Annotated in this window: 17 protein-coding genes; 7 read left to right on the plus strand and 10 right to left on the minus strand. The window is 64.1% G+C overall.

Annotation, left to right across the window (positions count from 1 at the left end):
- Window positions 1–136 precede the first annotated feature (136 nt).
- The 5 genes from MHZ91_RS20735 to MHZ91_RS20755 form a co-directional block, all read right to left on the minus strand.
- Window positions 137–700, minus strand: coding sequence for a DUF4142 domain-containing protein (locus MHZ91_RS20735; protein WP_218344432.1), 564 nt, complete (start codon window positions 698–700; stop codon window positions 137–139).
- A 137-nt stretch (window positions 701–837) separates the two neighbouring features.
- On the minus strand, window positions 838–1,095 hold the full coding sequence (locus tag MHZ91_RS20740) for a DUF1488 family protein (RefSeq protein ID WP_175138669.1): 258 nt from the start codon (window positions 1,093–1,095) through the stop codon (window positions 838–840).
- A 123-nt stretch (window positions 1,096–1,218) separates the two neighbouring features.
- Window positions 1,219–3,159: a S9 family peptidase gene (locus MHZ91_RS20745; RefSeq protein WP_239215466.1), complete on the minus strand. Its 1,941-nt coding sequence runs from the start codon at window positions 3,157–3,159 to the stop codon at window positions 1,219–1,221.
- Between the two features lie 102 nt (window positions 3,160–3,261).
- Entirely contained in the window at window positions 3,262–3,444 is a 183-nt protein-coding gene (locus MHZ91_RS20750) for a hypothetical protein (protein ID WP_218344430.1), read from the minus strand.
- An 83-nt stretch (window positions 3,445–3,527) separates the two neighbouring features.
- Window positions 3,528–4,406, minus strand: a complete 879-nt coding sequence (locus tag MHZ91_RS20755; protein ID WP_239215467.1) for an MBL fold metallo-hydrolase — start codon at window positions 4,404–4,406, stop codon at window positions 3,528–3,530.
- A gap of 574 nt (window positions 4,407–4,980) precedes the next feature.
- Between MHZ91_RS20755 and MHZ91_RS20760 the strand changes: the two genes are divergently transcribed.
- The 6 genes from MHZ91_RS20760 to MHZ91_RS20785 all read left to right on the plus strand — a co-directional run bounded on the left by MHZ91_RS20760 (window position 4,981) and on the right by MHZ91_RS20785 (window position 9,070).
- On the plus strand, window positions 4,981–5,205 hold the full coding sequence (locus MHZ91_RS20760; RefSeq protein ID WP_218344428.1) for a CrpP-related protein: 225 nt from the start codon (window positions 4,981–4,983) through the stop codon (window positions 5,203–5,205).
- A gap of 216 nt (window positions 5,206–5,421) precedes the next feature.
- Window positions 5,422–5,673 carry a hypothetical protein gene (locus MHZ91_RS20765; RefSeq protein ID WP_175138674.1) on the plus strand — a complete coding sequence of 84 codons (252 nt, stop codon included), beginning with the start codon at window positions 5,422–5,424 and terminating at the stop codon, window positions 5,671–5,673.
- Window positions 5,674–6,048: 375 nt separating this feature from the next.
- On the plus strand, window positions 6,049–6,906 hold the full coding sequence (locus MHZ91_RS20770; RefSeq protein WP_239215507.1) for a ZIP family metal transporter: 858 nt from the start codon (window positions 6,049–6,051) through the stop codon (window positions 6,904–6,906).
- A gap of 194 nt (window positions 6,907–7,100) precedes the next feature.
- Window positions 7,101–7,400: an acid-activated periplasmic chaperone HdeA gene (gene hdeA / locus MHZ91_RS20775; protein WP_056563757.1), complete on the plus strand. Its 300-nt coding sequence runs from the start codon at window positions 7,101–7,103 to the stop codon at window positions 7,398–7,400.
- 224 nt (window positions 7,401–7,624) lie between these two features.
- Window positions 7,625–8,719, plus strand: coding sequence for a mechanosensitive ion channel family protein (locus tag MHZ91_RS20780; RefSeq protein ID WP_239215468.1), 1,095 nt, complete (start codon window positions 7,625–7,627; stop codon window positions 8,717–8,719).
- Between the two features lie 42 nt (window positions 8,720–8,761).
- Complete coding sequence (locus MHZ91_RS20785; RefSeq protein WP_239215469.1) at window positions 8,762–9,070, plus strand: hypothetical protein; 309 nt, start codon at window positions 8,762–8,764, stop codon at window positions 9,068–9,070.
- A gap of 11 nt (window positions 9,071–9,081) precedes the next feature.
- On the opposite strand, the gene MHZ91_RS20790 is transcribed toward MHZ91_RS20785, so the two are convergent.
- Complete coding sequence (locus MHZ91_RS20790; protein ID WP_175138677.1) at window positions 9,082–10,167, minus strand: calcium:proton antiporter; 1,086 nt, start codon at window positions 10,165–10,167, stop codon at window positions 9,082–9,084.
- Window positions 10,168–10,284: 117 nt separating this feature from the next.
- Here MHZ91_RS20790 and MHZ91_RS20795 point away from each other — a divergent pair, with 117 nt between their 5' ends.
- Window positions 10,285–10,755, plus strand: coding sequence for a low affinity iron permease family protein (locus tag MHZ91_RS20795; protein WP_175138678.1), 471 nt, complete (start codon window positions 10,285–10,287; stop codon window positions 10,753–10,755).
- Window positions 10,756–10,769: 14 nt separating this feature from the next.
- Here MHZ91_RS20795 and MHZ91_RS20800 read toward each other — a convergent pair whose 3' ends face one another.
- The 4 genes from MHZ91_RS20800 to MHZ91_RS20815 form a co-directional block, all read right to left on the minus strand.
- Window positions 10,770–11,270, minus strand: a complete 501-nt coding sequence (locus MHZ91_RS20800) for a hypothetical protein (protein ID WP_239215470.1) — start codon at window positions 11,268–11,270, stop codon at window positions 10,770–10,772.
- A gap of 87 nt (window positions 11,271–11,357) precedes the next feature.
- Complete coding sequence (locus tag MHZ91_RS20805) at window positions 11,358–11,945, minus strand: TetR/AcrR family transcriptional regulator (RefSeq protein ID WP_175185719.1); 588 nt, start codon at window positions 11,943–11,945, stop codon at window positions 11,358–11,360.
- A gap of 109 nt (window positions 11,946–12,054) precedes the next feature.
- Window positions 12,055–12,645 carry a hypothetical protein gene (locus MHZ91_RS20810; RefSeq protein ID WP_239215471.1) on the minus strand — a complete coding sequence of 197 codons (591 nt, stop codon included), beginning with the start codon at window positions 12,643–12,645 and terminating at the stop codon, window positions 12,055–12,057.
- Complete coding sequence (locus MHZ91_RS20815; RefSeq protein WP_175124327.1) at window positions 12,620–13,012, minus strand: phage holin family protein; 393 nt, start codon at window positions 13,010–13,012, stop codon at window positions 12,620–12,622. The genes MHZ91_RS20810 and MHZ91_RS20815 overlap by 26 nt, the downstream gene beginning before the upstream one ends.
- Window positions 13,013–13,081 lie beyond the last annotated feature (69 nt).

Genomic DNA, 13,081 nt, shown 5'->3' on the forward strand with positions numbered 1-13,081 from the left:
ATCGAGGGTAGGAAGCGGGCCTTGCCCACGCGGTGTAGAGCAAGGCGCATGCCGGTGAACCTTGCGTCAATGGCGGACGGGCAGGCCCGCTTGAACAGCCGGGCGCCGATGCGGACACCGGCTCCGATGGACGCGATTACTTCTTGGCCGACACGCTTTGCTGCAAGGTCTTCGCCGCTTGCAGATGCTGCTGCAGGCTGGGCAGCGTTTCGATCGCAAACTGCTTGACCTCCGGATCCTTCACTTCCTTCGAGGCCTTCTCGAAAAGCTTGACCGCATCCTCGTGCGCGTCCACGCCGATCTCATCGGCATACGCCTTGTCGAACCCTTCATCACGCAGCCCCAAGGCCTTGAGCTTGGCCGTCTGCATCATGGAAGGATCCTTGGGCGGCTCAAATCCCTTGCTCTTGGCCAGGGCTTCGAGCTTCTGGGCTACCTTGGTGTGATCGTCGATCATCTTCTGCGCAAATTGCTTGACCTCTGCATTCTGCGACTTTTCCAACGCCATCTTGCTGCCTGCAACCTCAAGATGGCCGGACTCTGCCGCGTCAGTCAGAAAGCCGCGCGCTTCGCTGTCCAGCTTGTTTGTTGCAGCGGGCACCTGGCCGCCGGGCGTCGCCGCCGTCTGCGCGAGCGCAACCGAACTCAGGCTGAGGACAATTGCGGCGCCAAGCCCTGCTTTCAAAAGACGGTTTTTCATTCGGACCTCCAGTAGAAATTAAGTCGCCGGCGATCGGCCTGATGCCGCCCGGCGAACAAGAAACACTCAGCAATCGTCATGCCTGGCACCGCCGCGCGGCCGGCCGAACGGCCAGTGTTACGCGGCGGCCTCCGACCTCAGCCGAAATCGCCCTCACCCACTTGTATCGGGCCATCGGACGGGACCCACTGCGTGCGGTGCGCAAGCTCGCGCAGCGCGTCCGCCCCGCTTTCGAACGCACGCAACAATTCGGGCGCGGTGTCATCCGCGGCGCCAAACCGCCGCCGCAGTACGTCGCCCGATATCTCGAACTGCCGCGTCACGCCGGCCGTTTCCATCTCGAACACAATGGCATCGCCTTGCGCTTTCGCGTTGGTCGCTTTCGTGAATTTCATTCAATCCTCCTGCCTCGTGGTTGATGGAGGCGCGCCGCGCAACGACGCGCCGGCAGGAAGGGCCAGCAAGTAATGTTCCGCTCGGGCGCACTGAATTGCGCTTGGCTTTCGCTCAGATGCCCTTCATCCCCGCGTCCAGCGCTCGAGCCAGTCCACGCAGCGCTGCACCGCGTCGATGCGGTGGTCGGTCTTGCCGTTCTCGAAGAAGTGGTGATCCCCGTTGGGGTAAAGCACCAGTCTGGCGGGAGTCTGCGTGCCCGCCATGATCCCCGTGACGAACGCCTCGGCCTGCGATTTGGGGCAGCGATTGTCCGCATCACCCTGCAGGATCATCGTCGGCGTACGCACGGCTTCCACGCGCTCCAGCGGCGATAAGCGATGCATCAGATCGCGGCGTTCCCACGGTGCGCCGCCCATCGAGTACCCATCCGAGTAGTAGCCGCTATCCGACGTGCCGAAATGGTGTTCCAGCGAGGTGACGGGCGCGGACACCACCGCGGCCTTGAACGCGGACGTGGTGCAAACCGCCCACGCGGCAAGGTATCCGCCGTACGACTTTCCGGTAACGGCGATGCGCTCGTCCGCAAGCCCTTCGGACCGCAACGCTTGGGCAGCGGCCAGATGCTGATCCAGATCGCATTCACCCCAGCGTCCAAGCACACGCGCGCTGAACTCGCGGCCGTAGCTGCTGGACCCGGCCGCGTTGACTGCAAGAATGCTCCAGCCCAGTCCCAGCAGGACATACCAATACACATGCGACCGAAAATCGAGGAGCACATAGCTGGACGGACCGCCGTGCAAGTCCACCAGCATCGGCGTGGGGCCGTTCTGCCCCGGCGGGCGCAGCAGCCAGCCGTCGATCTGTTCCCGGCCGCCGTTGCCGTCCGGCACGTCGAACCGTTTGACTTGCACGTCCGGCAGCAGACGGTCATTCCACCACGCATTGAACTGGGTCAGCTGCTTCTCTTCATTGCCCTGCAGGTCTGCGCACCAGACCTCCTGCGGCGATCGCGCATCCTGATCCACGTACAGCAGCCACTGCCTGGATACCGCCGCCATCGAGATGTGCCGGTCGCCCGTGACCAGCGGCGTGACGTCGCCGCCGGGCACCGAGATGCGCGCCAGGTGCTGGCGGCCGCTGCGTGCGACCACCGCCACGATAGCCGGCGTATCCGGCAGCCAGCGCACCGAACTACCCAGCACGATTTCTATTGCGTCGCTTCCCAGCGGCGCAACCACCGCGTCCGAGACGGCCACCAACCACAGCCGCATCTGCGCATCGCCGTCCACATCCGAGCCGGTGACAACGATGGATTTTCCGTCTTGCGACCATCGCGGGCTTTGCACCGACGCCAGATCGCGGCTCAGTTGTCTGGCGCCGCTGCCGTCGACGGCGACGACCCACAGATCCGAGCGATGCGCGAGCCGGCCCTCACGGGTCCGCGTGTAGGCGATGTATTGACCGTCGGGGCTCGCCTCTGCACTGGTGACGTCAAAAAATCCATGCGTCAGTTGTGTGGTGTTTCCACTTTGCATGTCCAAGACATGCAGATGCAGCGCGGTATTGGTCTTTTCGGCCGGGCCGTCCAGCTTGAACGGCAGGCGCGTGGCGACGCGCGGCGCGTCGGCCGGCTGATCCGCATTTTCCGGAGGGTCCGCGTCAGGGTGTTCGGGATCGATGATGAGGCTGGTGCAGATCAGCATACGTTGTCCGTCAGGCATCCAGTCGGCTGAAATCACACCCGAGGTCAGGTTGGTGATCTGACGAGCCTCGCCGCCAGATCGCGCGATCAGGCACACCTGCCGGCTGGCGCCACGCGTCGCCAGGAACGCGATGCTTGCACCGTCCGGTGACCAGCGTGGCGCATCATCCGCGTCGCCTTGCGTGAATTGTTGGGGCGCCGTGCCGTCGGTGGGCACGAGCCACAGATTGGTCAGGGGATCGCCCGAACCAGCGTCGATGCTATGGACCGCACAGACACCCAGGCCGTCGTCATGCGCGCAATCCAGACTGCTGACGGCGCGGTACAAGCGCAGGTCTTCGGCACAAAAGGGGGTCGGCATCTTCCTATCCAAAGGGAGAATGCACTGCGCGGTGAAGGCCGGAGGCGCCGGCGCACTGCGCCGCGCGCCGCCCGGTCCATCGGCGCTTACTTACGTACCTGCTTACTTACGTTGCTGCTGGCGTTCCTCGTTCTGTTCGTTTTGACGGTTGCCCTGTCGTTGGCCTTGCTGATCCTGCCTCTGGTTTTGCTGCTCCTGTTGACGATTCTGCTGATTGCGATCGTTCTGGTTTTGTTGGTTCTGCTGGTTTTGCTTTTGGTCCTGCTGGTTCTGTTGCTGAGTCATGGCGTGCTCCAGATAGGCCGGCAATGCCGCCGGCGGGCGCAGCCTTGCCGCAAGTGGCGCGCCTAAAATCTGGCGGGCCACAATCACGCGGAATGACGCGCGGTCTCGCCGGCCGGGATCGCGCTGCGCCGGCCCGCCAACCGCTCAAACTCCAACGTATCGTGACCGCTGAAGACCAGAACGCTGTCCCCGTTGGACCGGATCAGCTCCCGCAGGCGGCGCTGATTGTCCAGGCGCGCGGCGCGGTCATGTTCAAGCATCCATTGGTAAAACCGCAGTCCCACGGGACAGCCCGGCCGCTCCAGCGACATCTCGTCGACATGAAAATACGCATCGCCGGCAAGCAGCAGCCATCTGTCCAGCCCACGCATCGCCACTCCCGCATGGCCGAACGTGTGGCCAGACAGCGGGACCAGCGCGATTTCCGGCGGCAGGCCATCAAGCGGGCGGGCCCGCGCAAAGCCATACCATGGCTCGCCGTCGCCCGCCTCGTAAAAGCGCCAGCGCGGGCGCGAAGACCATTGCTGCGGCCGGAAGCGTTGGCGGTCCATCCAGCTTTCCTGCAGCAGTGCCACGTCGGCTTCACGCTGCATCATGTGCACGATCGCATTCGGAAAATCATCAAGGCCGCCCGCGTGATCGAAATCCAGGTGGGTCAACACAATGTGCCGCACGTCTTCGGCAGAAAATCCCAAGGCTTCGATTTGGCAGCGCGCGGTCATCGACTCGCGCCATTCCGGCTTCACCAACGCCAGAAAAAACGCGCTGAGCCGGCTGCGCGGATCGCGCACGTCGCGCGTGCCCAGGCCGGTGTCGACCAGCGCAAGCCCCCCCGAGTCCAGCTCCAGCAGCACGCAATGGCAGCAAAGCCGGCCCCGCCACGCCCACGGCGGCGAGCGCCCGTCCATCAGGCGGCCTCCGGCCGGACATGTGGAAATGCAGTTCAGATGATGGATCTTCATATCGGCGCGCTCCCTTGATAAAGGCCGCGCGCCTCTCGGCAAATTCAGACGCGGCAGAAGCCGTCGGGGCCGCAAGCGGCATTCCGAGCGGGGCCCATGGCACACGCGATGTATCAGGCATGGCCCCCCGACGCGCGCATTGATCGGCCTGCACGTTTACGCCCGCCTCAGCAGTCCGACGCTTCCAGCCAGCTTGAGAAACCAGCGCACGTCAAATTTTTCCGGTCGTGTAGAAATCGCATCAGTGAATGGGCATGAATGCACGCTACGCGCCGTCATCTTTCCGCCACGCGCGACGGGAACAATAGTTGCGGCGATCCGGTTGTCACAGCGGCAGGGTTACCGGTCTCTGGTTGGGGAGTCCGGTGGCTGGCACGGCCTCGCCACGTCGCTGTGACCTTTGCGTTTTGTTGGACAGTGAGTCTTCGCCCCGCATCGCGCGGGGCGCTTTTTTGCGGCAGAAATAGCGTGTTTTACGGCGATGTAACAAAGAAACGCAGCGTTACACGCCCTCCGTTGCGCGAGCGCAGTGCCATCGGCACACTAGCTGCTCGCATCTTTTGGGAGAGTTGCCATGCAAGTGGATATCCAGAAGTTGGGAGCAGACGCCGCGCGCCAAGGGTTGACCCTTTTGGATTGCCCCTATCTTCGCTCCGCAGCCATGCCTGCGCAGACCGGCGAATCAGTCCATGAATGGCGCAGCCGCGTCGAGATGTGGAAGGCCGGCTGGAAAGACGGCGTCAGATCTCGCGTCGTCGGCCGCGCGCCGTCATCCCCCTTCACGATCACCCGCAGTTAGTCACTGCCTGCGGTGCGTATCCCGCCAGGGCCCTGGGCATCGTCCAGGGCCCGATTCATTTGAAGAACCGTCGGGCATTTGGCGGCGCGTTTTCATGCGCAAATTCGCTTGCGGGCCTTGGTCGGGAATTCTTGCACTTTGTTGCACCCGCGTGGAGGCAGTTTTTGCAAAATCCCGGGCAGGAAATTTTCCGAACACCACGCTCTGGAGCGCACGATGAATACTGAAAAGGGTATTTGCGTAGATGGATTCAAAGTCCACTGCGATGTCATTGAGTTGCCGAGCGGCAAGTATCGGCTCGACGTCACGACCCGGCGTGACGGCGAACACGACGGGAAGGCCGTCTGGCCCATCCCCAGCGGCAAGCTGTTCTCGGCGCAGCACGAGGCCGAGCGTCACGCCAAATGGATCCTCAAAGGCATCCGGCGCGTCGACGCCAGCGGCGCCCCGCAGTTCTGCCTGACCTGATCTTTGCAAGACCCGGCGCATTGCGCGCTTAAGTCTTCTGGAGCGCCCTCGGGCGCTCTTTTTTCGTTGACCCCGCCCCCGCCCCGGATCCGGGCACGCGCATTGCTCTGGCGTCACGGCCCTGTCGTGTCAATGCGCTATCGCACCACCGCAGAACCACAGCACGACATGGCCGGCAGCCCAGAAACGAGGCGCCGGCCCTTCAAACCGAGGAGCATCATGAAACGGCCACGCCACCGCACGCAAAAGGATTCAGCGCTTACGGCATACGCATGGCCATCTTGGGCGCTGACGTCGCGACGCTTTCCGGGATCGCGTTAAGTGCCCCGCCCCGCCGTGCAGGACGGCCAAACCCTGCCGGATCCGCGCGCGTCCATGCTCAAGGGCCTGCTCGGAACCGGTCTGCTCGCACTCAGCGCGTTCGGCGTCTTCGCGCTGTGGCGTTATCTGGACGCCTCGCATCCGGCGGTAGGTGCGGCGCTGCTGGGCGGCTTGCTTGCCGCTGGCGCCACCGCGCTGGGCGCGTTGCCGGTGGCCTTTTCACAACGGGTGCCCGAACGGGTCCAGGACACGTTGCTGGGATTCGGCGCCGGCATCATGCTGGCCGCCTGCGCCTTTTCTCTCATCATTCCGGGCCTGGACGCCGCCCGCGAGCTCGGCAGAGGGCCATGGGGCGCCGGACTCTCCATCGCCGGCGCCATCCTGCTCGGCGCGTCGGCGCTGCTGATTCTGGACCGCGTCCTGCCGCACGAGCACTTCATCAAGGGCAAGGAAGGCAAGCCCGCCCGCAACCTGCGGCGAACGTGGCTGTTCGTGTTTGCGATCACGCTGCACAACTTTCCCGAAGGCTTGGCGATCGGCGTCGGTTATGCCGGCGCAGACCCCGTGCAGGCCGGCTCGCTGGCCTTGGGGATCTCGATTCAGGACGTGCCCGAAGGCCTGGTGGTGGCCATCGCGCTGCTGGCCGCCGGGTATCGGCGCGCATTCGCGGTGGGCTTCGGCATGGCCTCCGGCCTGGTGGAACCGCTGGGCGCGGTGCTGGGTGCAACCATCGTCGGCTGGTCGGCGTCGCTGCTGCCGTGGGGGTTGGGCTTTGCCGCGGGCGCCATGCTGTTCGTCATCAGCCACGAAATCATTCCCGAGACCCATCGGAAAGGTCACGAAGTCCCCGCCACCTGCGGCCTGATGCTGGGATTTGTGTTGATGATGGTGCTGGACACGGCCCTGCAGTGACGTCAGGCCGGCGATACGGCTTAACCGGTATAAAAGCGTCATTCCGCCCTTTGGTGCAATGTGCGTTGACGACGCTCATCCGTTTTCAGTAATTTAGGCCGGTGAGCCTTGCGCTCACGTTTTTTGTATAGGCCGTTTTTGTCCGTTTCTCAGTAAGCCGTTTCGTCTGCAAGCCAACCCCCAGGAGCTCGAATATGAAGAAGCACCTACTGATGATTGGTCTTATTGGCTCAATGACCTTCGCGGTCACCGGCCAGGCAGCTGATGCGAAAAAGCCTCTCGCGCTATGGCAATGCCAGGATTTCCTAGGCGTCCAAGAGACCTATCGCCCCGTCGTCGTCAGCTATGCAGAAGCGCTTAACAACAAGGGCAAGCCCGAAGAGGCCGTGCTTGACGTCGAGGGCATCAGCACCCGCACGCCGATGCTGGTCAAGCAGTGCAACGAAAACCCCAAACAGATGCTGCGCGACGCCCTGGCGGGTCTGAAGAAATAATTGTTCGCGCTCCCCTGGAGCCTGCGCTCCGGGGGATTTGGCTGCATCGGCGGCTGCTCCGCTTATCTCCTGCGCTTCCCCTCCTTCCGCGCCCGTCCGGCGCTCCGCAATCTCCCCTGTTCTTAAAAACCACGCGCCCAGTGCGAGGTGCCTGCACGCGCCGTGCTGCGCTGCAAGGAACAACATTTGCTGCGGTCGCGCTTCCTGCAACTGGAGGCCCGACGATGAATTCATGGATTTTTGGAGACTGGATCAACGCACATCCGCTGGCGCTGTGGATCATCGCGCTGGGCGTGGGCGCGGTGCTGTTCATGGTGCTCGCCACCGTGCTGAAGGTGGTGCGCGCGCGGCTGGAGGCGCGCGCGCAACTGCCCGGCCACGGCTTTGCCAATGCCATGGCCCAGATCCTTCGCCGCACCAACTGGGTGGTGTTGGCGTTGCTGTGCCTGATGGCCGGCATCGACATCAGCGATGCGCCCATGCCGTGGAGCGGCGCCACGATCAGTCATCTGTGGTTCGTGCTGATGGCGCTGCAAGGCGCGTTGTGGCTGGAACGCGCCGTGGACGTGATGGTGCGCCGCGCCGTCCTGGCGCGTGGCGAAGCCAGCCTCGTCACAGCCACCCTCCTCGGCTTGCTGCTGCGCACCTTCGTGTGGGCGGTCGCGTTGCTGGCCATGTTGGACAACCTGGGCGTGAACATCACGGCGTTGGTCGCCAGCCTGGGCATCGGCGGCGTCGCGGTCGCCCTGGCGGTGCAGACCATTCTGAGCGACCTCTTCGCCTCCATCTCCATCGGCCTGGACAAGCCGTTTGAAGTGGGCGACTTCATCGTGTTTGGCGCGGTGGCAGGCAGCATCGAACACATCGGCCTGAAGACCACCCGCATCCGCAGCCTCGGCGGCGAGCAGATCGTGTGCTCGAACACCGAACTGCTCAAGCAGACCATCCAGAACTACAAGCGCATGCAGCAGCGGCGCATCGTCTTCTCGGTGCGCATCAGCTACAAGACCGACGTCGAACGCGCCGCCACCGTCCCGGGCATCCTGCGCGACCGGATCAACGAGCAGGCCGACGTGCGATTCGACCGCGCGCATCTGGCGAGATTCGGCGACAGCGCGCTGGAGTATGAGGCCGTGTATTACCTGATGAGCGCGGACTACAACCGCTACATGGACACGCAGCAGGCGATCAACCTGGGCATCATGCGCTCGCTTGAAGCGGCGGGCATCACGCTGGCGCTGCCGGAGCGCATCGTCCACGTCAACGCGCCCGAAGCCGAGGAACCGGCCGAGCCGGCGTTGGCGTCGGCGCGCGGATAGGCACGCGGCTTGCAGCCGGAATGCGTTTTCAAGGAGAACACCATGAACGCCAACCATCCCGGCGGCCGCGATCCGGCCGCAGACGCCCACGATCCGGCGCGTGCCGCCACGAACGCAGACGGCAATCCCGCGCCCGAGCCGTCGACCGAAGACCAGGTTGATATTGCGGATCGTGTGCAGAAGGACTTGGCCAAGGCCAACGACCGGGAGCGCGCCCGGGAAGACGCGTCAGTGGAGCAACAGGCCATTGATGGCAATCCCGCGCCGCAGCCCGACGTGGAAGGCGGCATGTTCAAGCCGGCCGACGACACGCCGGCCGTGCTGCCGGAGAAGTCCGGGCCGAAGGAATAAACTTTCCGTCGCTATAGCCCCAGGGTCAGCAGCATCAGGAACGCGCCAAACAGCACAAAGTGCGTCAGGCCTTCGATGGCGTTGGTCTGGCCGTCATTCAGGTTGATGGCCGCCACGATCAACGTGACCAGCATCATCAGCGTCTGCAGCGGCGTCATCGCCATGTCGATCCGCTGGCCGGTGAAGAGGGCCATTGCCTCCATCGCCGGCACGGTCAGGATCACGGTCGACAGCGACGCCCCGAGCGCGATGTTGACCACCGACTGCATACGATTGGCAAGCGCCGCCCGGAAAGCTGTCAACATCTCGGGCGCGGCCGAGATGCCCGCCACCACCAGGGCGATCAGCCCGACCGGCACGTCCATTCCTTCCAGACTGCGGTTCAGCGCATGCGACATCAGCTCGGCCAGCGCGCCCACCGCCACGATGCCGACCGCCATCACGGCGGCCGACTGGCGCCATCCGGGACCGCCGCCGGGCGGCACGGGCGTGCGCGTCTTTTTTTCGGGATAGCTGTAGCTGAAGAAATAGCTGTGAGGCCCGGTCTGCATGCGCACGAACACGCCGTACATCAGCAGCATCGACACCACGGTGAAGGCGCTATAGGCGCGCCAACTGGGCTGCGGCACGAACTCGGGAATGATCATCGACACCGTAACGGCGGTCAGGATCATCACGCTGTACGTGCGCGCCGAATCGTCGTTGTATGCCTGTTCGCCGTGCTTGAATCCGCCGATCAGGGCGGCCACGCCAAGAATGCCGTTGATATCCAGCATGACCGCCGAATAGATGCTGTCGCGAACCAGCGTCGGCGAGCCCGCCTTGGACGACACGATCACCAGCACGATCACTTCCACCAACACCGCTGACAGCGTCAGGATCATGCTGCCGTACGGGTCGCCGAGTTTCTGCGCGATGCGTTCCGCATGGCGCGCAACGCTCAGGGAGGCGGCAAGGATCGCCGCGATCAGCACGGCCGTTTCCGCGAGGCTTGCGGCTTGGCCTAGACCCTCAAGTTGCGGGTCGATCATGAACCCCGCGATCGCAAGCACGCAGGCGAGCAGCAGGAATTTTTCGGAATGCAGTAGGGATTTCATCGCAACGTGGCGGGCCGGAATTCCGAGAGCCTAGCACGCACCGTTCCAGCCGAGGCGCGCGGAATCGGGCATGCGGCTTGCTGTCCATGGGGTCCGTGCATGTATGGATGGAGCGCCATGCCGAAAAGGAACGCAGCAAAGCGGCAAACGAGATCCCGGCCGCAACCACGACCCCGGAAGACCGGCAAACCCAATCCGGTTTCCCATTTTTTTGACCGCTTCGCGTCGCTTGTGACCAAATGGGCGGGTTCACCCGTCGCTTTCGGCATCGCGCTCATCGCGGTAGTGGTATGGGCGATCTCGGGGCCCGCGTTCGGCTTCTCCGAGACCTGGCAACTGGTCATCAACACCGGCACCACCATCATCACCTTCCTGATGGTTTTCCTGATTCAGCAAAGCCAGAACAAGGACAGCGAGGCGCTGCATCTGAAACTGGACGAGCTGCTGATTGCGGTCAAGGGGGCCGACGAGCAACTGGTCGACGCCGAGCGGCTGGATGAAGACAAGCTGCTTGCCTTGGCGTCGGCCCTGACAGCCCGCGCCCGCAAGCAACATCGTCAACGGGCACGCGGCCGCCGCCGCGACTGACGATTAGCGGGCCATCAGGCGCGTACGCGTCGACGATGCGTGCGCAGCCAGATCGCCTGAACTACCGCGCCAACGACAAATATTCCCAGCCAAGCGGCCAGCGCGCCCCGCACGACAGGCGAGTCGGGCCCGTTTGCCAGAGGATGCGCCACTGGCAGGCGCGTCAACGTCTCGTTGATGCCCGGCACCCAGAGCAGAAAGAAGCTGAACGAAAAACCAAGCTGCGAGAGATACGGGTGCGCGTTGGACAGAAAGGGAATACGCGGCGCAAGCAACGCACCTGCGATCGCAAGCAACGCGAGGATGCCCAGCGCGTGCCCCACATTGAAGCCGCCGCTGCTGGACAGCCCGAACGACGTCAAAACCGCGACCACCATGCCGGCGACATACGTCTTGCCGGCCGGTGTGCCCGGTTCAACGCGGCGATAGCGTGCCAGGCTGTAGAGCCCTGCGGCGGCAGGAATGAGACTGATGAGGGTATGGACGGCCCCTAGGGCGGAAATGGGATGCGGCACGTGGGTGACTCCTGATTATCAACCAACTAGTTGGTCGGTTATGCGGATAAAAAAAATGCGCGCACTTTCGCACGCGACGAGCTGCTGTCAGGCCGGCACAGCCATTTGCCGGATCGCGGCCTGGGTGATCGCCGCAAACGCCTTCGGATCGTTGAACGCACGCGCGGTCAGCATGGCGCCATGCACGGTGGACATGAAGGCCTGCGCCTCGACCTGCGCGCTATCGCGCAATTGGAGCTGCCCTGCCGTCGCCCCGGCTTCAAGCACCGAGGCGAGCCAGGCGGTCAAATCCTTGAAATAAGCCCGCACCTCGGCCGCGACTTCCTGGGGAATCATCGGCGACTCCGCCGCCAGCATCGCGCAGATGCACATCGACGCGCTGCCTTCGCGGATGCACTTGGCCCAGTAGTCCGTGTAGGCGGTCAGGCGTTCCACCGGATCTGCCACGTGCTGATCCAGCGCCGCCAGACCCGCGAGCGCTTCTTCGCGATGGCGGACGACGACGGTCAGGACGAGTTCGGCCTTCGTCGGGAAGTGATGATGGATGCTGGGTTTGCCGATGCGCACGCGTTCGGACACGTCGGCATAGCTGAACCCGTGATAGCCGCCTTCGGCGAGCAGCAGTTTGGTGTGCGCGACGATCTCGGCGGCGCGGGCAGAAAGTTCCAGGCTCATGGCCAGAATGACTCCGATTGGCGGGGCAAGTCGATGCGAATGCTCGCCAATCTACTAGTTGGTCGGTTGCGAGTCAAGACGGCCACCGCGCCGCCTTGTCCGTGTCCAACTATGGAATCGCCGACACATCCCGGCCGGTGGGCGCCTCGAGATTGCCCGAAGGATGCGCCGGACGTGACAACTCCGCCGGACTCGACCGGGCCGAAGGAATCGGCGCATGCGCCGGACGTGACAGATTCGACGGATCCGAAGGCCGCAACGCGCGCGAGGCCTGCGTGGCCTGCAACGCCCGCGCCGTCCGCAGCCGCCTCACCTGGTCGTCCAGCTGCGCCCGCAGGCGCTCGATCTCCGCGTCATCGGCCGAGCGCACCGCGGCGGCGCGCACCTCCTCGACCATTTTTTCCAGCCGCGCCATGTCCGGATCAGGCAATGGATTGCTGACGCGCCGCACCTGCATGCGGCCCATCAGCTCGTTAACGCGGTCGCGCAGCGCCACGGCCGCCATCGCGCGCAGGGGCTGCCGTAAGAACTTTGGCCATCCGAGCGACGCTCCCGCGGCCAGTGCCGCCGTCCGCGCCCACGCCCCGCCGACCTTGCTGCGGGGCGCGCTGCGCGCCATGGGAACGGAGAGCGCCTGGCGGTCACGTTCCATCTTGGCCAGAAGGGCCGCCTTGTCAGCTAGCGTGGTCATCTTGGGCATAGTGGCTCCGTGCAGCAGCGGTATCGAGGCGCACCTGGTGGCTCAGCTCCGCAAAGGGCGATCCCTTCGGTGCGCTACGTGTCGAAATGGCGAGCGAAATGAGCGTGATGAGCAACCACGCGCCCGCAACAAGCCACGCGGCAAGTTTGCGATGCTCCGTGTCCCAAAAGCTCACGATGGCGGCCACCGACACGAACCCCAACGTGCCCAGACCGCAGAAAACCAGGGCCACGCTGCTGATCACCGTGGCGACGAGCGCGGCGCGGTACAGGGACAGTTCGATGCCGACCAACTCGACATAGTCCCCCGAGCGTTCGGCAGCAAAAGCCGCGATGCGGCGCAATCTGCGCAAGCGTTCTGAAATCATGGCGTCTCCTTGGGGCGATGACGGGCGATGTCAGCAAATGCCATACCCGTTCGCCCCGCAAGACGCCAC

The sequence above is a fragment of the Achromobacter sp. ACRQX genome (genome assembly GCF_022346505.1).
In the GTDB taxonomy this organism is placed as follows: Bacteria; Pseudomonadota; Gammaproteobacteria; order Burkholderiales; family Burkholderiaceae_B; genus Achromobacter; species Achromobacter animicus.